General features: G+C 61.1%; 15 protein-coding genes and 1 pseudogene. 11 read left to right on the top strand and 5 right to left on the bottom strand.

All coding sequences use genetic code 11. The annotated features are described in order from the left end of the window. Window positions 1-59 precede the first annotated feature (59 nt). Window positions 60-1,397: a formate-dependent phosphoribosylglycinamide formyltransferase gene (gene purT, locus BLIJ_RS10075; protein ID WP_012578215.1), complete on the top strand. Its 1,338-nt coding sequence runs from the start codon at window positions 60-62 to the stop codon at window positions 1,395-1,397. A 12-nt stretch (window positions 1,398-1,409) separates the two neighbouring features. Here the strand turns inward: purT and BLIJ_RS10080 are convergent, their stop codons facing one another. Beyond that, complete coding sequence (locus tag BLIJ_RS10080) at window positions 1,410-1,775, bottom strand: VOC family protein (RefSeq protein WP_012578216.1); 366 nt, start codon at window positions 1,773-1,775, stop codon at window positions 1,410-1,412. Between the two features lie 322 nt (window positions 1,776-2,097). Here BLIJ_RS10080 and purC point away from each other — a divergent pair, with 322 nt between their 5' ends. The 6 genes from purC to BLIJ_RS10110 all read left to right on the top strand — a co-directional run bounded on the left by purC (window position 2,098) and on the right by BLIJ_RS10110 (window position 10,607). After that, complete coding sequence (gene purC / locus BLIJ_RS10085) at window positions 2,098-2,850, top strand: phosphoribosylaminoimidazolesuccinocarboxamide synthase (RefSeq protein WP_012578217.1); 753 nt, start codon at window positions 2,098-2,100, stop codon at window positions 2,848-2,850. Between the two features lie 207 nt (window positions 2,851-3,057). After that, window positions 3,058-6,792, top strand: coding sequence for a phosphoribosylformylglycinamidine synthase (locus tag BLIJ_RS10090; protein WP_012578218.1), 3,735 nt, complete (start codon window positions 3,058-3,060; stop codon window positions 6,790-6,792). Between the two features lie 123 nt (window positions 6,793-6,915). Continuing rightward, window positions 6,916-8,013 (top strand): alpha/beta hydrolase, encoded by a 1,098-nt coding sequence (locus BLIJ_RS10095; protein ID WP_012578219.1) that lies wholly within the window; start codon window positions 6,916-6,918, stop codon window positions 8,011-8,013. Continuing rightward, window positions 7,986-9,356 (top strand): hypothetical protein, encoded by a 1,371-nt coding sequence (locus BLIJ_RS10100; RefSeq protein ID WP_012578220.1) that lies wholly within the window; start codon window positions 7,986-7,988, stop codon window positions 9,354-9,356. Before BLIJ_RS10095 ends, BLIJ_RS10100 begins: the two co-directional genes overlap by 28 nt. Continuing rightward, window positions 9,353-10,012 (top strand): DUF6320 domain-containing protein, encoded by a 660-nt coding sequence (locus tag BLIJ_RS10105; protein ID WP_012578221.1) that lies wholly within the window; start codon window positions 9,353-9,355, stop codon window positions 10,010-10,012. Before BLIJ_RS10100 ends, BLIJ_RS10105 begins: the two co-directional genes overlap by 4 nt. Window positions 10,013-10,043: 31 nt before the next feature. Next, window positions 10,044-10,607, top strand: coding sequence for a DNA-deoxyinosine glycosylase (locus BLIJ_RS10110; protein ID WP_014485082.1), 564 nt, complete (start codon window positions 10,044-10,046; stop codon window positions 10,605-10,607). Window positions 10,608-10,621: 14 nt separating this feature from the next. Here BLIJ_RS10110 and BLIJ_RS10115 read toward each other — a convergent pair whose 3' ends face one another. Continuing rightward, window positions 10,622-11,776: a type II toxin-antitoxin system HipA family toxin gene (locus BLIJ_RS10115; RefSeq protein ID WP_012578223.1), complete on the bottom strand. Its 1,155-nt coding sequence runs from the start codon at window positions 11,774-11,776 to the stop codon at window positions 10,622-10,624. Further along, a complete protein-coding gene (locus tag BLIJ_RS10120; protein ID WP_012578224.1) occupies window positions 11,773-12,066 on the bottom strand; it encodes a helix-turn-helix domain-containing protein in 294 nt (97 codons plus the stop codon). Before BLIJ_RS10120 ends, BLIJ_RS10115 begins: the two co-directional genes overlap by 4 nt. A gap of 324 nt (window positions 12,067-12,390) precedes the next feature. Between BLIJ_RS10120 and BLIJ_RS15210 the strand changes: the two are divergent. Beyond that, window positions 12,391-12,478 (top strand): annotated as a pseudogene (locus BLIJ_RS15210) (aldo/keto reductase); the annotation flags it as partial. A 12-nt stretch (window positions 12,479-12,490) separates the two neighbouring features. Beyond that, entirely contained in the window at window positions 12,491-12,823 is a 333-nt protein-coding gene (locus tag BLIJ_RS15095) for an aldo/keto reductase (RefSeq protein WP_014485085.1), read from the top strand. On the opposite strand, the gene BLIJ_RS10130 is transcribed toward BLIJ_RS15095, so the two are convergent. Both BLIJ_RS10130 and BLIJ_RS10135 read right to left on the bottom strand, forming a co-directional pair. Then, on the bottom strand, window positions 12,820-13,038 hold the full coding sequence (locus BLIJ_RS10130) for a hypothetical protein (RefSeq protein ID WP_012578225.1): 219 nt from the start codon (window positions 13,036-13,038) through the stop codon (window positions 12,820-12,822). The genes BLIJ_RS15095 and BLIJ_RS10130 overlap by 4 nt on opposite strands. Further along, entirely contained in the window at window positions 13,035-14,681 is a 1,647-nt protein-coding gene (locus BLIJ_RS10135; RefSeq protein WP_012578226.1) for a Y-family DNA polymerase, read from the bottom strand. The genes BLIJ_RS10130 and BLIJ_RS10135 overlap by 4 nt, the downstream gene beginning before the upstream one ends. Window positions 14,682-14,845: 164 nt before the next feature. Here BLIJ_RS10135 and BLIJ_RS10140 point away from each other — a divergent pair, with 164 nt between their 5' ends. Together BLIJ_RS10140 and BLIJ_RS10145 are read left to right on the top strand one after the other, a co-directional pair. Then, on the top strand, window positions 14,846-16,348 hold the full coding sequence (locus tag BLIJ_RS10140) for an adenosylhomocysteinase (RefSeq protein WP_014485086.1): 1,503 nt from the start codon (window positions 14,846-14,848) through the stop codon (window positions 16,346-16,348). Window positions 16,349-16,387: 39 nt separating this feature from the next. Next, complete coding sequence (locus tag BLIJ_RS10145) at window positions 16,388-17,761, top strand: amidohydrolase family protein (RefSeq protein ID WP_012578228.1); 1,374 nt, start codon at window positions 16,388-16,390, stop codon at window positions 17,759-17,761. The last annotated feature ends 47 nt before the right edge of the window (window positions 17,762-17,808 follow it).

The following is a 17,808-nucleotide window of genomic DNA, read 5'->3' on the forward strand; positions in this document are numbered from 1 at the left end:
CGCGAGGCACTCCGCTCACGCGACATACCGAAATCATCGCGTCATGGCAGAATGTGGGTATGACTGAAAACGCCGTGAATACTGCCGTGACTTCCGCCTCCTCTCCCGCAATTCCCGCCGAGACTTCCGCCGTCCCCCCCGCAACTCGCACAGCCAACCGCCCGCTGGGCACACCGCTGGGCAAGCACCCCACCCGCGTGCTGTTTTTGGGCGCTGGCGAGCTGGGCAAGGAGGTCACACTTGAACTCATGCGACTGGGCGCATGGGTGTGTGCTGCTGACTCCTATGCCGGCGCTCCGGCCCAGCAGGTGGCGCATGAATACCGCGCGTTGGATATGGCGAATGCCGCCGAATTGCAGGCATTGTTCGATGAAATCAAGCCGGACATCATCGTGCCCGAGGTAGAGGCCATCGCCACCGATGTGCTGGCCGGTGCTGCGGCCGCGGGCGCCCAGGTGGTGCCGAGCGCCGAAATCGCCGCGATTTGCATGGATCGGGAGCGTCTGCGCGTACTGGCCCACGAAGAATTGGGCTTGCCGACCACACCGTATCGTTTTGCCGGCTCGCTGGAAGAGCTGCACGCCGGAGCTTCGGAAGTCGGCTATCCGTGCGTGGTCAAGCCGGTGATGAGCTCGTCTGGTCACGGCCAGTCGGTGGTGCGTTCCGCCGACGCCATCGATGCCGCTTGGACCGAAGCGCAGGAGGGCCGCCGCGCCGCCGATGAGGGCGATGTGTCGCGCGTGATCGTTGAGGCGCTTGCCCCGCTGGAGCGTGAGCTGACGGTACTGACCGTTTCTTCGTCCGCCGGCATTGTGACGTGCGCGCCGATCGGCCAACGTCAGGAGTCCGGCGATTACCGCGAGTCCTGGCAGCCGGCTACCGAGCCCGATGGCGAGGCCGAGCGGGCGCGCGACATCGCACGTACCGCCGTTGAAGGCTTGGTGGCCAAGGCTCAGGCGACCGGCGAAACCGGTTGGGGCGTATTCGGCGTGGAGCTGTTCGTGCTCACCGACGGCTCGATTCTGTTCAACGAGGTCTCCCCCCGTCCTCACGATACCGGTATGGTGACGATGACCTCCCAGCGTCTGAGCGAGTTCGCGCTGCACGCCCGCGCGATTCTCGGCCTGCCGATCACCCCCGAACATGTGGCGCTCACGATTCCGGCCGGCTCGGTGGCGGCAAGCCATGCGATTGTGGTGGCCGGCGACGGTGAGGCCGAGTTCACCGATGTGGCCGCTGCTCTGGCCGGACCCGGCACGGACCTGCGCATTTTTGCCAAGCCCGAAGTGCATGGCCACCGTCGTATGGCCGTGGCACTGGCCGTCGGCGAGTCCGAAGCCGACGCCCGTGCCAAGGCCGGCCGTGTTGCCGATGCGTTGACGATTACCGTGGAGTAGTCCACGGCCTGATCAGCTCAGCATGGCCTCAATATTATTGCCGTCCGGGTCGTGGATGAACGCGGCGTAATACGTGGGGCCATAGTTCGGGCGCGGGCCCGGAGCGCCGTTGTCGGTACCGCCAGAGGCGAGACCGGCCTCATGGAACGCCTTGACGGCGTCCTCATCCTTGGCGCGGAACGCCACATGAGACGGCACCACCGGGTTGCCGTCCTTCGGAGACTCCAGCCAAACGCTGTCGCCATCCTCGTCATTGGCAAAGCACACGGCGGTCGGGTACGCCACTTTCTTGACGTAACCCAGCGGGGCCAGCAGCTTCTCGTAGAAATCCGCGTACTGTGCGGCGTCGGAAACAAACAAACCAATATGATCGATCATGACGAACCTCCTTGCACCATTTCGTCACTCCCATTATCGTGCGTGCGCGGCCGTACACTCACGTTTTGTCTATTGACGAACACCTGAGTGTCCGCGCGCTTGCGTAGATACTGTTACGCCGAACGACTATGCGACCGGCAATGAGTCGATTGTCGGACCAATACCGTCCGCCTCCGCCATCCCAACAGCGTATGGCCGTTCGATGCAGCGACGTATGATGCGCTGACCGCATCGTAGCGTCATGCTGAGTGTTGTTGTAGCCCTCGATTGGTACCCTTTTACCGTTAGTTCACCCAGAAATTCCACTCCTGAAAGGTGAGTCATGGAGAAGCTGGAAAAGCTCTACGAGGGCAAGGCCAAGCAACTGTACGCAACCGACGATCCAGAGGTTCTGTGGGTCGAATACAAGAACACCGCCACCGCTGGCGATGGTGAAAAGAAGGAAGACTTCACCGGCAAAGGCCGCCTGAACAACCTCATCACCACCATCATCTTCGACCTGCTCAAGAAGCGCGGTATCGACAGCCACCTCATCAAGCGAGTGAACGACACCGGCCAGCTGGTGCGCAAGGTGAACATGTTCCCGTTGGAGATCGTGCTGCGCAACGTGGCCGCCGGCCACTTCTGCTCCCGTCTGGGCGTGGAGGAAGGGCTGCCGCTCAAGGAGCCGGTGCTTGAGTACTTCCTGAAGAACGATGATCTGCACGATCCGTTCGTCAACGACGATGACCTGGTGGCCCTCGACGTATGCACTCGCGAGGATCTCGCCGAGATCGCCCCGCTGGCCCGCAAGATCAACGAGGCCCTGATCGAGATCTTCGCCAAGATCGACGTCAAGCTGGTCGACTTCAAGATCGAAATGGGCCGCGCCACCGACGGCACGCTGCTGTTGGCCGACGAGATCACCCCGGATTCCTGCCGTCTGTGGGACCAGAAGGACCACTCCGGCAAGGTCGAGCACCTTGACAAGGACCTGTTCCGCCGTGGTCTCGGCAGCATCATCCCGGCCTACGAAGAGATCGAGGAGCGCCTCGCCGAACTCGCCAAGTCCGAAGGCATCGAAGTCGCCGAATAAGTCGTTTAGGTGCAGGTAGCAGAACATACAGCTGGCTCCCCTCTCTGAGGGGAGCTGTCGCCGATAGGCGACTGAGGGGAGGTCAAGACGTTCACCGCCATGACAACTCTCCTCAGTCAGCTCCGCTGACAGCTCCCCTCAGAGAGGGGAGCCAAGTTCTTTTACCGCACTTCTTCAATTTTTCAATAATTTCAAGAAAGGATTTCCATGGTTTTTCGCGTGTACGTGGAAAAGAAGCCCGGCTTTGATGTCGAAGCCCAGCAGCTTGCGGGCGAACTGCGCACAATCCTCGGACTGAACGGCCTCAAGGCCCTGCGCATCGTGAACCGCTATGACGTCGAAGGCATCTCCCAGGAACTGTTCGACCAGACCGTGCCCACCGTGTTCAGCGAACCCCAGGTGGACAATGTGGCCTACGACCTGCCCGACTTCGCCGGAGCCAAGGTCTTCGCCACCGAGTTCCTGCCTGGTCAGTTCGACCAGCGCGCCGACTCCGCCGCCGAATGCATCCAGCTCATCTCCCAGGGCGAGCGCCCGACGGTCCGCTCCGCCAAGCTGTACGCGCTGGAAGGTGACCTGACCGACGCCGACGTGGACACCATCAAGCATTACGTAATCAACCCGGTCGAGGCCCGCGAGGCCAGCCTGGAGACCAAGGAAACCCTGAAGACCCAGGTGCCGGTGCCCGGCAAGGTCGAGACGCTCACGGGATTCAACGAGATGGACGCCGAGGCCGGTCAGCGGTTCATCGACGAGCGCGGTCTGGCCATGGACCTGGCCGACCTCGAATTCTGCCAGAAGTACTTCAGCGAGGAGGGCCGCGAACCCACCATCACCGAGATCAAGGTGATCGACACCTACTGGTCCGACCACTGCCGTCACACCACGTTCGGCACTGAGCTGGACGAAGTGACCATCGATGACGCCACCGTCAAGGCCGCCTTCGAGCGTTATCTGGCGATGCGCCACGAGCTCGGCCGCGATGCCAAGCCCGTCTGCCTCATGGACATGGGCACCATCGGCGCCAAATGGCTCAAGAAGAACGGCATCCTTACAGGCCTCGACGAGTCCGAGGAAATCAACGCCTGCACCGTCAAGGTCAAGGTTGACGTGAACGGCCACGACGAGGACTGGCTGTTCCTGTTCAAGAACGAGACCCACAACCACCCCACCGAAATCGAACCGTTCGGCGGCGCGGCCACCTGCATCGGCGGCTGCATCCGCGATCCTCTGTCCGGCCGCTCCTACGTGTATCAGGCGATGCGCGTCACCGGCGCCGCGGACCCGACCGTGCCGGTCTCCGAGACGCTGGAAGGCAAGCTCCCCCAGCGCAAGCTCGTGACCACCGCCGCAGCCGGCTACAGCTCCTACGGCAACCAGATCGGTCTGGCCACCGGTCAGGTCGACGAGATCTACCACCCCGGCTACGTGGCCAAGCGCATGGAGGTGGGTGCGGTCGTGGCCGCCACCCCGGCCGACCATGTGCGCCGCGAAACCCCGGCCCCCGGCGACAAGATCATCCTCTTGGGCGGCCGCACCGGCCGTGACGGCATCGGTGGCGCCACCGGTTCGTCCAAGGCGCATAACGTGGAATCGCTCGAACTCGACGGCGCCGAGGTGCAGAAGGGTAACGCTCCGGTGGAGCGCAAGCTGCAGCGTCTGTTCCGCCGCGGCGATGCCTGCCGTCTGATCAAGCGCTGCAACGACTTCGGCGCGGGTGGCGTGTCCGTGGCGGTCGGCGAGTTGGCCGACGGCCTGTTCGTGGACCTCAACACCGTGCCCAAAAAGTACGAGGGCCTGGACGGCACCGAGCTGGCCATCTCCGAATCCCAGGAGCGCATGGCCGTGGACGTGGCCGCCGAGGACGTGGACGAGTTCCTGGCCTACGCCCGCGAAGAGAACCTCGAAGCCACGGTGATCGCCACCGTGACCGAGGACCCGCGCATGGTGATGACCTGGAACGGCGACAAGATCGTGAATCTGTCCCGTGAGTTCCTGGCCTCCAACGGCGCTTCCAAGCACCAGACCGTGCATGTCGAGGCACAGCAGTCCTACGAGACCCCGTGGGGCGAGGGCACGCTGGCCGAGCGCATGAACGAGCTGGTCACCGACATCAACGTGGCCTCCAACAAGGGCCTTTCGGAGCGCTTCGACTCCACCATTGGCGCGGGCACCGTGCTCATGCCGTTCGGCGGCAAGCGTCAGCTCACCCCGAACATGGCCATGGTCGCCAAGCTGCCGGTGTTCGGCGAGACCACCACCGCCTCGGCGATGGCGTGGGGCTTCAACCCGTACATCATGTCCAAGAACCAGTTCACCGGCGCCTACCTGTCCGTGGTCGAGTCGCTGGCCAAGCTGGTCGCAGCCGGCTTCGAGCATGAGAAGGCCTACCTGAGCTTCCAGGAGTACTTCGAGAAGCTGCGCGACGAGCCGGAACGCTGGGGCAAGCCGGCGGCCGCCGTGCTCGGCGCGCTGATGGCCCAGGTGGACCTGGGCGCCGGCGCCATCGGCGGCAAGGACTCCATGTCCGGTTCGTTCGAGGATCTCGACGTGCCGCCGACGCTGATCTCCTTCGCCGTGGCCGTGGGCAACATGAAGCGCGCCACCTCCCCCGAGTTCAAGGACGCCGATCACCGTATCGTGCGCATCGCACCGCGCTACCTGGCCGACGGTCTGACCCCGGACAAGGATGCGCTGCTTGAGGCGTTCTCCGTGATCGAGGAGCTCACCGACTTCCACGATGCCCTGGCCGTCTCCACGCCGGGCTATGGCGCCACCGCCGAAGCCCTGTTCAAGATGACGCTCGGCAACCGCATCGGCGTGACCCTGAACAACAGCATCGCCGTGGACGACCTGTTCACCCCGGCATACGGTTCGTTCATCGTCGAGCTGGCGGACGATGCCAAGCTTCCGGCCGTCTCCAATTTGGTCGAGATCGGCGAAATCGGCACCACCACCTCCGAGTACGTGTTCAAGGCCGCCGGCGAGACGCTGGACCTGGACGCTGTGCAGGAAGCTTGGGAGTCCGGCATCGAATCCGTGTTCCCGTACCGTTCCAAGGGCGAGGACAAGGGCGCGACCGTCGAGACCATCGACTTCCACGCGCCGAAGAAGACCGTGTACGTCGGCTCTTCCGTGGCCAAGCCGCATGTGGTGATCCCGGTGTTCCCGGGCAACAACTGCGAGTACGATTCCGCCGCCGCCTTCGAGCGCGCCGGCGCCGACGTGACCACGCTGATCGTCAACAACCTGACGCCGGCCGCCGTCGCCGAATCCACGCAGGCGTTGGTCGATGAGATCAACAAGAGCCAGATCGTGATGATCCCGGGCGGCTTCTCCGGCGGCGACGAGCCGGACGGTTCCGCCAAGTTCATCACCGCGTTCTTCCGCGCGCCGGCCGTCACCGAGGCCGTGCGTGACCTGTTGAAGAACCGCGACGGCCTGATGCTCGGCATCTGCAACGGCTTCCAGGCGCTCGTCAAGCTGGGTCTGGTGCCGTACGGCGACATCGTGCCGATGACCGACGCCTGCCCGACGCTGACCTTCAACACCATCGGCCGCCACCAGAGCCGACTGGTCCGCACGCGCGTGGCCTCCGACCTCTCCCCGTGGCTGTCCAAGACTTCGGTCGGCGACATCCACACCGTGGCCATCTCCCACGGCGAGGGCCGCTTCGTGGCCTCCGACGAGGTACTCGCCCAGCTCAGGGCCAACGGCCAGATCGCCACGCAGTACGTGGACGAGACCGGCACCCCCGGCATGGATCTGGACGTGAACCCGAACGGCTCGCTGCTCGCCATCGAGGGCATCACCAGCCCGGACGGCCGCGTGTTTGGCAAGATGGGTCACTCGGAGCGTTCCGGCAACGGCCTGTACGTCAACGTGCCCGGCAACAAGTACCAGCCGATCTTCGAGGCCGGCGTGGAATACTTCGCCGCCTGATCGCCCGGACGCCCGAACCGTGTCCGATGGACAGCCAGGGGGAGGAAGCCCGATCGGGTTTCCTCCCCCTGTCGTTGCCGAATCGTATGCACCGCGAACCCGACGTTGAAAGGACCTGCCGTCATGCCGATTAACGAAGCATTGCTCGCCGCGATGAAGGCCGCCACCCTCATCAAACCCAACGTGAGGAAAACCTATAGGATCCAACGCGCTGCCGAGGCGCTGGTCGCCAAGCAGACGCCGCCGAACCCGAAATGCCGCATCGAAGACGCCGCCGTCCCCATGCCGGACGGGCACGAGGTGCCGCTGCGCACGTTCACGCCGATCGCCCCGTATGGGACGGCCTTCCCCGGCGCCGATGCCGTCGGTGCCATCGTTGCCGGCGCTTCGGCCGATGACGCCGGCAACATCACGCCACGGGGCACGATCCTGTTCGTCCACGGCGGTGGCTGGTGCACCGGAGGCATCGACCTGTACGCGCAGGCGTGCGCCCATATGGCGGTTCGGCTGCAGCGTCGAGTGGTCGCGGTCGAGTACCGTCTGTCCCCCGAGTACCGGTTCCCCGTGGCGGTCGAGGAATGTTATGAGGTGGCGCGGCGTCTATGCCGCGAACGGTCGTCGTCATCCGCGTCCGGCACCGACGGCATCACCTTGTTCGGCGACAGCGCCGGCGGCAATATCGTGGCCGCCGTATCGCTCATGGCCCGCGACCGCGGCGAGTTCATGCCGCAGGCGCAGATGCTGCTGTATCCGGTGGTCGGCAACGACTACAATCCCGAGACCAGCCCATTCGAATCGGTGCGGACCAACGGCACCGACTACATCCTCACCGCACAGGACATGGCCGACTACATCGACATGTACCGTTCGTCCGTGGCCGACCTGACCAATCCGTATTTCGCGCCGCTCACCGCGCATGACCTGAGCAATCAGCCGCGCACGCTGGTGTTGTCCGCCGAATACTGCCCGCTCAGAGACGAGGACGAAGCGTACGCCCGTCGTCTGCAATTGGTGAACGACAACGTCTCCTGTTACAGGATTCACGATGGCATCCACGGCTACCTACTCAACACGTCGGCCGTGGGACTGGTGGCCACCACCTACCGAATCATCGAGCATTTCCTCGACGGCACACCGCTGGAACCGGCTCCCGGCACCGGCACCACCGCCAACGCACCGGAGGGAGGCGACGCGTGGCAAGACGTACTTGGTACCGACTAGACAACATCGGCAAGTTCTACTCCTCCCAGGCTGGCCGCTCCTCGCAGACCGTGTTCCGCTATTCGGCTGAGCTGGAGGACGACATCGCCCCGGACATCCTGCAGCACGCGCTCGACCATGCCATCGCCCAGTTCCCGAGCTTCAACGTGCACCTGCTCAACGGCATGTTCTGGCATTACCTCGAACAGTCAGATGGCCGGCCGCTGGTGGAGCCGGAACATCTGCCGATATGCTCGCGACTGCATTACGGGCCCAAAAGCATGCTGTTCCGCGTGAGCTATTTCCGCAATCGTGTCAATCTCGAGGTCTCGCACATCATTTCGGACGGTCGCGGCGCCATCAACCTGTTCAAGTCACTGCTGCACGCCTACATCGCCGAGCGGTACGACGTGCCGGGCGTGCCTTCGGATTATGACGGTTCGGATAGCGACAAAGCCGAAAACAGCTTCGACAAATACTACGAGAAAGACAAGGCCGGTGCCGCGCCCGGCACGAAGATCTACCGGCTGTCCGGCCCTATCGACCGGGACGCGCCCACGTTCATGGAATATCACGTCAGCGCCAGCAAGATGCTTGGTGCAGCACATCAGTGCGGAGTGAGCCTCACCTCCTACCTCATCGCCGCGATACTGTGCGCGATTCGCGACGTCATGCCCTCGCGCGCCCGCAATCGCGCGATTCGCGTGGATATTCCGGTCGACTTGCGCGCCTTCTTCAGGTCGGAGACCGTGCGCAACTTCTACGGCATGACTTACGTGGCGTACACGCCGGCCGATATCGAAGCCGATGAGGACTCCGCGAAAACTTCCGCAACGGGCCCAGACGCGACCGGCGACGGCCAGCAGTCCGCCGCCCGCACCGCGCACGGCAACGGTATGGGTGGGTTGCTGACCGATGAGCCGTTGGCCGACATCGCCCGCCATGTGCAGGAGCAGCTCGGCCATGCCACCAGTCGCGAGCGCGTCGAATCGCATATGAACCGCATGATTGCGCTGGAAAAGAATCCGGTGCTGCGTCTCGCGCCCTCCCCTGCCAAGGACTGGGTGCTGGAGCTGGCCCGGTTCATCACCGACCGCGAAACCACGACCACCGTCTCGAACCTTGGCCGAGTCACCTTGGACGAACGACTCGCGCGCCATGTGCGTTCGGTGAGCTTCCTCACTACACCGGCCAGCCTTAATTTCACGGTCTGCTCGTTCGGCGACGACCTGAGCATCGGCATCTCCACCATCTACCATGATCTGAACGTCATCAAGAACCTGTGTCGGATTCTCGCCACGCAGGGCATCAGCGGCCTTATGAACATCGCTGGCGTGCATGTGGAGAAAGGAGCGTCGGCATGAAGCATTGCGATGCCTGCAGCGTCGATTTCACCGGCGATATGGCCCGTTGCCCGCTCTGCCAGAACGAATTGCACGGCGAGGCCTCTCCCGCCGCATTCCCCGCGCAGCAGATCTATCTGCGTCCGAGGCGTCTGACGGTGGAGATCATCACGTTCGTCGCCGGTGCGATCCTGTTGCTGCTCGGGTTCTTCGCCTATCTGTGGTCGTGGCCGGCGCCGATCGTCGGCGCTTCGGCGGCCGCGCTGATCATCAGCGTGCTGTTCGTCAACAGTGCGATTCTGCACGCGCCACGGCCGCTTCGACTCATGTTTCGATATTTCTATATCATGCTGGCGATTGCGCTGGTCTGGTTTGTCGCGACGATGAATCATGTCGTCACCATGTTCGTCATACCGATCACGTGTCTGGTTTCGCTGGTCTTTGACGTGGTGCTGCTTATCGTGCTGAGGACCAAGGCCATTGACCAGTACGCCAAGTATCTGGCGTTCGACATCGTCGCTGGTCTGCTGCCTCTGACGTTCATTCCGCTCGGCTGGGCTCCGTGGGATGTGCTGGTGATGGTCAGCGGGCTGGTCTCCCTGCTGATGCTGCTCGGCCTGCTCGTCTTCGCCCGCCGTCAGCTCTTCTCGGAATTCGGCAAACAGTTCTCGGCCTGATTGCCTCGTGCGCTCAATCGCCCGATTTAGGATGGAAACCATGAGCGAACATGTGGAGCATGGGTTTGGGCCGGTGTGGGATGGCGAGTCGCGGGTGCTGATTCTGGGGTCGATGCCGAGCCCGAAATCCCGAAAAGCGGCGTTTTACTATATGCATCCGCGGAACCGGTTTTGGCCGGTGTTGCAGGCGCTGTTTGCCAACTCCGCTGATCCTACTGACGCTGTCGGCGATTTACCTGAGTCCCGTCGTGCGTTTGCTCTGCGCCACCACATTGCGTTATGGGATGTCATTGCTTCTTGCGATATCACCGGAGCCAGCGATGCCAGCATCCGCAATGCCGCGCCCAACGACTTGGCACCAATCTTGCGCGGCGCTCCAATCGCCCACATCTTCACAACCGGCGCGAAATCAGCGCAACTTTACCGCAAACTTATCGAGCCGCGCCTGACCGAAGCCGGTATCGCCATCGGCATGACCCAACTGCCCTCCACCAGTCCGGCCAACGCCTCAATGCGTTTGCCGGACCTTATCACCGCCTATCGCGAAGCTTTTCAAAAGGCAAACGTGCTAGAGAATGCGTATTGGAAAAACTAAGCATGGCGAAACCATCAATCTCGGACGGCAAACCCAGTATCACGAATCCTATCTTGCATTTCATTGGCAATAGCAATACAGCGCGCCCGCGAAATACCAGCCTTCACACCGACACTAGCCAAATCCGCAATAGTGATGTTCTTCCCCTTACCATTAACCGAAGTGGTGTGCTCGCCGTTTATCCCGGGATTCTCTGTCAAATCATATCCAGGCGACAATCTCCACGCTTGGCGAGAACGATCATAGAGATAAGAGAAATTCTTCGCATGATCGTCGCGGTTTCCGATGAGCACGTTAAAGCACATGAGACGGTACAACCGCTCGCATTCCTCTGTACTGTTGCAAACACGCATAGTCAGCCGCATCAATAGTCCGTAATCCAAATTGGGAATACGATGCGACGTTTCCAGCAATCCGCCGGCGGAAATCATATGCACCTTATGTTCGGTGCCATCGTCATCCCGTGTACGGTCAAACCGCCGGACACCGAAATATCCAGAACATTGCGCTGATGCGAACAAACGAGTTTCCGGCATATCAATGCCGCACTCGCGCGCAAGTACAGAAATTTGATACTCCTGTTCTCCGATATTCGCCGAGTCTACGGATGAGGGGAATTTGATAATCCATTCTTCTCCATCAACCTCAGTCAGAATTTTCGGCCGCGCGCCACCGGACGAGCCACCAAGTGCAAAAAGCTGATCCAAATCCTCAGAAAAATCAGTTTCCAGAAGATTCGCGCACTCTCTCGCTATATCGTCCAAGTCGGTAGCTGCAACGCTATTTTCAATAACCGCTGCTGGTTCATATTCCAAGGCTCCCATGCCGCTTGATCCCACAATGGACAGCCTCGTCAAGGTTCCGATAGAGTAAGGATCTATTCCTCTCTGGCGCAGAAGACGATCCGTAAGCAAACGCCCCCACCCGTCTGGCATACTGTCATCGAACACCCCAAACAAACCATGCAATGGATCTCTTTTGGCGACAAAGACCCCCTCACGCAATGGCAGACTCAGCGGACTTATGCTGAATCCACTGGACAACCACGAGCTTTCGTACGAGAACGCCACTGTTTTTGCCGGCGACAGCGTCAGCGAGCCAACAATTTCACCATCCAAAAACACCCGTACCCGATCAACCGATAAATCCAACGGTACTGTCTCGCTCATCGCGCTTCCCTCTCCCGCGCAGCAATGACATCATCGATAGTTGCATAGTACGGCTGTGAAAACAGTGTCTCAAAATCCTGCTCGCAACTCAGCACAAACGCGATATTGATGAGCGCCGTCAACGAAATTTCGTGCTGCTGCTCGAACCGTCTGATTGAGCCAAGACTCACACCGGATTTTCTAGCCAGAGCCGTTTGCGATAACTTATGCTCTTTGCGCCTGGCAACCATGCGTTCGGCAATCGCAGCCGAAACATCCCCAGGCATAGGCTCATCTAACAAAGAAAACATACTAATATACTAGCAATTTCGGCCCAAGAAGCCAATAACTACTCATATTTTAGTAGTTATCGATTGCGGCAAGTTTCACAGGACTACAACCGGCGTGTCGCAGTAGCCGCCAATTTGCGTCCAAGCGGGGTTGAGCTGCCTCAATAAGAATTGTTAACGCTCACGACTGGCTATGGAAAGACGGCGGTGGCGATTGGTCAGCAAGGAGCACATATGCAGTATCGCAATGTTGGCAAGTCGGGACTGAGGATCAGTGAGGTCGCGCTGGGCAGCTGGGTCACGGATCTCAAGGGCATAGCGGCCGAGGATATGGCCAAGTAGACCGTGAAGCTCGCCTACGATTCCGGCGTCAACTTCTTCGACTGCGCGGACGCTTACTCGGGCGGCGCCGCCGAACGCTTCCTCGGCGAGACGCTGAAGCAGTATGAGAGACCTGGTCGCCCAGGGCAAGGTGCTGTACTACGGCGTCTCCGAAGAGTGGGGTTCGGCTCGCCTCGAGGAAGCCCGGCGCATCATCGACCGCTACAACCTGTACCCGATCACCGTGGTTCAGCCGCAGTACAACCTGAACGACCGTTACATCGAGCACGAGATCATGGGCACCTGCCGCAAGCTCGACATCGGCATCATCACCTTCTCCCCGCTCGCACAGGGTCTGCTGACCGGCAAGTACCGCAAGGGTCAGCCGCTGTCGGCCGGTTCTCGCGTCACGTGGGCTGACGAATCTGAGATTTCCTCCAACGGGAGCGATTGTTAAGCACCGAAATCGGTATCGCCTTGGGCCTCGGCCTGGGCGATGGCGGTTTCGGCGTTTTTTGCTGTTTGCTTGATGACTTGGTTGTAACCGGTCAGGGCCGCGAACGGCATGAACTGCGCGGCCCGCTGGTGGCGGGACATGTGCGGATGCTTGCGCGACTGGTGATGGGGCAGGTTGATGATGTCGTCGTATGCCCGGGTCTCTTGCAGGGTCATGCGCGATGGCCTCCGATCTGACGGTTGCGGTCCTGACCGGTGGCGCCGTCTTCCATATCCATGGCTTTGATGACGGCGTTGCGGCCGAATTTACGTTTCACATCCAGCAGCGCACGCTGAATATCATGCTCTCGAGCCAACGTCTGTGCGGCGGCATCGTCCCCACAAGCCGGCATACGCCCGCTTCCGTCGCCACCGGATTCCGTGCTATCACAGTCATATCGCATATCGCCATCATCACCGAACAAATCAAGCTGCTCATAGCGTTTGCCCGCCGCCAGTTCTTTGGGCGTGGCCACATCATCGGCAACAACCGTGAGTCGACGCACCAGCAACCGCGCATCCACAATACGCTCGTACAGCATGGTCATCGCCTCGCGAATACGTGCGGCAGACGACGTAAAATCACCCAATCCAATCGACCCCACGGCCGACTTAGGCACCCGACGACCGAAACGGTCAACGGTCACCGGCCCTTGATAGGTCTTTGCCGCGCGTTCGGCGGCACGCCTCATCGCCCGGTCTGCGCATGAATCAAGCTTCGAAGCATCGAGACTGCCAATGTCATAGCCGACCGCCAGTGTCAGCCGATTCGTCATCACCCCCTTATCGACCAAATCGAGGGCGAGCGCATCGGCCATCTCCTTGGCGATCAGCCGAGCCGTATGCCAATCGGCGGGCCCGGTGAGCACCTGCCCGCTGCTGATGCTGTGCGCACCTGGCTCATAGGATCGGATATCTGCGATTTCGCACGGCTCCCAGCCCCACGCATGGTCGATGAGCAGTTCGGCATTGACACCGAACATGCGATACAGCAGGTCTTCGTTGTAGTAATCCGAAGCACGACCCACCGAGCATCGGGCGATATCCCCCATGGTCGTCAATCCGGCGCGCTCGAGTTTTCGGGCATATCCACGCCCTACCCGCCAGAAATCGGTGAGGGGACGATGGTTCCAGAGCAGCCGGCGGTATGACATTTCATCCAATTCGGCGATGCGCACGCCGTCGCGATCCGCGGGCATGTGCTTGGCGACGATATCCATGGCGACTTTGGCCAGATACATGTTGGAGCCGATGCCGGCAGTGGCGGTGATGCCGGTTTCATCGAGAATTTCGCGCACGATGGTTCGCGCCATGGCATGCGGCCCCATACCCAGCGAGCGCAGATATGGCGTGACGTCGATGAACACCTCGTCAATCGAGTAGACATGGATGTGCTCGGGTGCGGCGTATTTGAGGTAGATGCCATATACCTGCCCGCTGACCTCCAAATAGTGCGCCATGCGCGGCTTGGCGATGACCATCGAGGCTTTGAGTCTCGGCGAGCGTTCCAGGTCGCGCGCATCGCAGGACTCCCCGATTAATCGGCCGCCGGGAGCATGGACCGCGCGCTCGATGTTGACTCCATTCAGGCGCTGTTTTACCTCGAATAGCCGCGCACGACCGGGAATGCCATAGTTCTTCAGCGAGGGTGAGACCGCCAAACATATTGTCTTATCGGTGCGGGTTTCATCGGCCACCACCAGATGCGTGGTCAACGGGTCGAGTCCGCGCGCCGCGCACTCCACCGAGGCATAGAAGGACTTGAGATCAATGGCAATATAGGTATGCTCGCGTTGCGTCGATACCGTTCCGCTGCCCATCGCCATCACCTCCTTACCACCGCCGTCCCGGCCAGCATATCAATACGGTCGAACATTTGTTCGATGCAACATGCCTGTTCGAAGCTGCCGAAGTCGACGCACGCAACGCGCCCAAGCATGCTCTTCACCCACACCACACACGCAGCGGCAGAGCAGCGGCATGCATGCGTACCATGGGGAATATGAAGAAAAGCATTACGGCAGACAGCGATTTTGCGGCGTGGGCGGCAGCCCGATCCCAGAAAACGAATCGATCACTGGCAGGAGCCCGCCTCGCGATTCCGGAGCCGCAGGAGCATGCCGAAATCAAGTTTCAGGCCCAGCAATGGGGCATGACCGTCGAAGATGCCACGATGACTGACGGGCACAGCGAGGAATTCCTATGTGACGGCACACAAAGCATTGATTCCATTGCCGACATGCGCACGGCAAGTGGGCTGGAGGCAATGGAGTACGCGGAACAGCACATGCCGGTATTACGCGACACCATGGATGACCTCACCACCCGCGTCGATTTCTCAGGCATTCGTATTGCCGTCTGCCTGATACTGGAGCCAAAAACCGCGATTCTGCTGCGCAAGCTTAAGGCCGCCGGCGCAATCGTCGGCGTATATTGCGGCCCGGATTCCACGGATCCCCGAGTGGCGGAACAGCTGCGCCGGGAAGGAATCACGGTCGAATCCAGCCGAGCCTGGACCGCGGAACAGGCGCACGAGGCAGCCCTGCGCCTGCTGGACAAGATACAGCCGAACATCATCATCGACGATGGTGCCAGCTTCGCCCGTCTCGCCTCGTTCGAACGCCCCGAACTCACGGCGAACCTCATTGGAGTGGCCGAGGAAACGACCAGTGGCGTACGCGCGTTCCAGCAGATGCAGGAAGCGGGAGCGCTCACCTACCCGGTCGTAGCCGTTAACGACAGTGTGCTGAAAACCGGATTCGACAACGCCCACGGCACTGGGGAGACATGCGTGACCACCATGCAGCGCATTCTCGGCGAGCATGCATTCGACGGTAAGAACGTCACCGTCATCGGCTACGGCCCGGTCGGCCAAGGCTTCGCACGGCGTATTCGCGCGCTTGGAGCCGAAGTCACCATCTGCGATATCGATCCAGTGGCTTCACTCAAAGCGGTGTTCGACGGCTTCGCCGCACAAGACATTGACGAGGCACTCCCTTGCGCGGATATGGTGGTGTCCGCCACTGGCGTGAGACATACAGTCACACTTGAGCACATGCGCGCAATGCACGAGGGCGCGGCGCTCGCAGTGATCGGCGGCATCGCCAACGAAATCGCCTTGGACGAGGTAAGCGACTTCACCCCACAGGTCAACAGGGACACCGCGCAACTCATTGTTCCCGACGGACCAACGCTCACGCTAATCGCCGACGGCGATGGCGTGAACTACACGGTGGGAGGCGGCAATCCAATCGAGATCATGGATCTGAGCTTCGCCGTACAGGCCAGCGCCGTCGCATATCTTCTGGAACATCGAGGCACACTGGATCACACGCTTATCAGACTTGACGCAGCGACCGACCAGCGCATCGCCGCCAGCGCGCTCAAGGCGCGCGGATACCGAGCCAGCCATGCCGTGGAGGACAACGGCTACGATTGGCGACTGACCAGATTCGCGGAAAACGACCGAGAGAACGCCGACCGATAGCCATAGACACGGCACCGAACACAACGCAGCGAGGAGAATATGACCGACAACACCTGGCCGACCGTCGATACCGAGCTTATCGATGATGTGACACTGTATTCTGCCAAACTCATCATCCCCGTGACGGGCCCCGTCATCATCGATGGCGCAGTTGCCATACATGGCGACCGCGTGGTTCATGTAGGTAAACGCCGCTGGGTGCTGGAGGCGCTGAAGCAGGAAATGACGTCTCACGGCACCATCCGTGAACGGCATTGGGATGGGGTGCTCACCCCCGGATTGGTCAACGCGCACACTCATCTGCAGTACAGCGGCATGGTGCAGGTCGGGCAAGGCACCTACGATCGGTTCCGCGCCTGGGAACTGGCATTCAACGAGGTGTACGCCGAGGCGCAGAAGACCCAGCCATGGAAGCAGTGGGCCGAGGACGGTGCTCGCCAGATGGTCGAATCGGGAACGACGGCCGCCGCAGACATCGTCACCGATTTGGACGCCGCCGGCGCGCTGGCTTCGCAGGGCATGCACGGCATCGCTTATTGGGAGGTAATGGGCTGGCACAACGACGAATGGATGGAAAAGGGCCGCACCGAGCTCATCCGGCAGTTGCGCCGGATGAACGAGGAGCAGCTGCCGAACCTCGGCATCAGCCCGCATGCTCCGTATACGCTGGAGTCCGAACCGTTCGTTGATCTTCCAGACATTGCTCGTCAGCTGAACATGCGACTGCATATCCATCTGGCGGAGACCCCGCTCGAGGCCGGCACTTATCCGCCGGTGCTCACCACTTATTCGGCGTCCGACTGGCGTGACCACGATTGGGAAAGCTACCGGCAGCTCAAAGACGTGGGCAAAGGTGCCTCCGCCATCCAGTTCGTCGATCAGCTTGGCTCGCTTGGCCCGGATGTGCACATTGCACACGGCGTGTGGGCCAATGGCGAGGATCGGCGTATTCTACGTCAGCGCGGCGTGGGCGTGGCCTTGTGCCCCCGATCGAATCGCATTACCAACACCGGCAAAGATGCACCGGTGCGCGAATACCTCGAGGAAGGTAATCTGGTAAGCGTGGGCACCGATTCGCTCTCCAGCACGCCGACCCTCGATCTGCTTGATGACGTGTCGATGCTTTACGACCTGGCCCGCGAACAAGGCTATGCCAGCGACGATCTGACACATCGCCTGATTCGTATGATGACGCTGGGCGGTGCCGCCTCCATGGGTATGCACGTGGGCCGAAACCGCATTGGACAGATCAACGCGGGCGCATTGGCTGATTTCGCGTTCTTCGACATCCCCGTCGACACATCATCTCCGGCCGGCATCGAAGAAACGCTGGAAACACTGGTGAAGCACGGTGCAGGCACGAACCGAGCCACGGTGATATCCGGGCGCGAAGCCTACAACAACGTCTGGTGACACCGCTGACCCGACCTGATATCAAGAAGCCAAAAACCAGCAAACCC

This window comes from Bifidobacterium longum subsp. infantis ATCC 15697 = JCM 1222 = DSM 20088 (assembly GCF_000269965.1).
GTDB lineage: Bacteria > Actinomycetota > Actinomycetes > Actinomycetales > Bifidobacteriaceae > Bifidobacterium > Bifidobacterium infantis.

Bases quoted from the DNA above. Each gene is read 5' to 3' on its own strand.
- purT (WP_012578215.1), top strand. From the start codon at position 60: ATGACTGAAAACGCCGTGAATACTGCCGTGACTTCCGCCTCCTCTCCC.
- BLIJ_RS10080 (WP_012578216.1), bottom strand. From the start codon at position 1,775: ATGATCGATCATATTGGTTTGTTTGTTTCCGACGCCGCACAGTACGCG.
- purC (WP_012578217.1), top strand. From the start codon at position 2,098: ATGGAGAAGCTGGAAAAGCTCTACGAGGGCAAGGCCAAGCAACTGTAC.
- BLIJ_RS10090 (WP_012578218.1), top strand. From the start codon at position 3,058: ATGGTTTTTCGCGTGTACGTGGAAAAGAAGCCCGGCTTTGATGTCGAA.
- BLIJ_RS10095 (WP_012578219.1), top strand. From the start codon at position 6,916: ATGCCGATTAACGAAGCATTGCTCGCCGCGATGAAGGCCGCCACCCTC.
- BLIJ_RS10105 (WP_012578221.1), top strand. From the start codon at position 9,353: ATGAAGCATTGCGATGCCTGCAGCGTCGATTTCACCGGCGATATGGCC.
- BLIJ_RS10110 (WP_014485082.1), top strand. From the start codon at position 10,044: ATGGAAACCATGAGCGAACATGTGGAGCATGGGTTTGGGCCGGTGTGG.
- BLIJ_RS10115 (WP_012578223.1), bottom strand. From the start codon at position 11,776: ATGAGCGAGACAGTACCGTTGGATTTATCGGTTGATCGGGTACGGGTG.
- BLIJ_RS10120 (WP_012578224.1), bottom strand. From the start codon at position 12,066: ATGTTTTCTTTGTTAGATGAGCCTATGCCTGGGGATGTTTCGGCTGCG.
- BLIJ_RS15095 (WP_014485085.1), top strand. From the start codon at position 12,491: ATGAGAGACCTGGTCGCCCAGGGCAAGGTGCTGTACTACGGCGTCTCC.
- BLIJ_RS10130 (WP_012578225.1), bottom strand. From the start codon at position 13,038: ATGACCCTGCAAGAGACCCGGGCATACGACGACATCATCAACCTGCCC.
- BLIJ_RS10135 (WP_012578226.1), bottom strand. From the start codon at position 14,681: ATGGGCAGCGGAACGGTATCGACGCAACGCGAGCATACCTATATTGCC.
- BLIJ_RS10140 (WP_014485086.1), top strand. From the start codon at position 14,846: ATGCGTACCATGGGGAATATGAAGAAAAGCATTACGGCAGACAGCGAT.
- BLIJ_RS10145 (WP_012578228.1), top strand. From the start codon at position 16,388: ATGACCGACAACACCTGGCCGACCGTCGATACCGAGCTTATCGATGAT.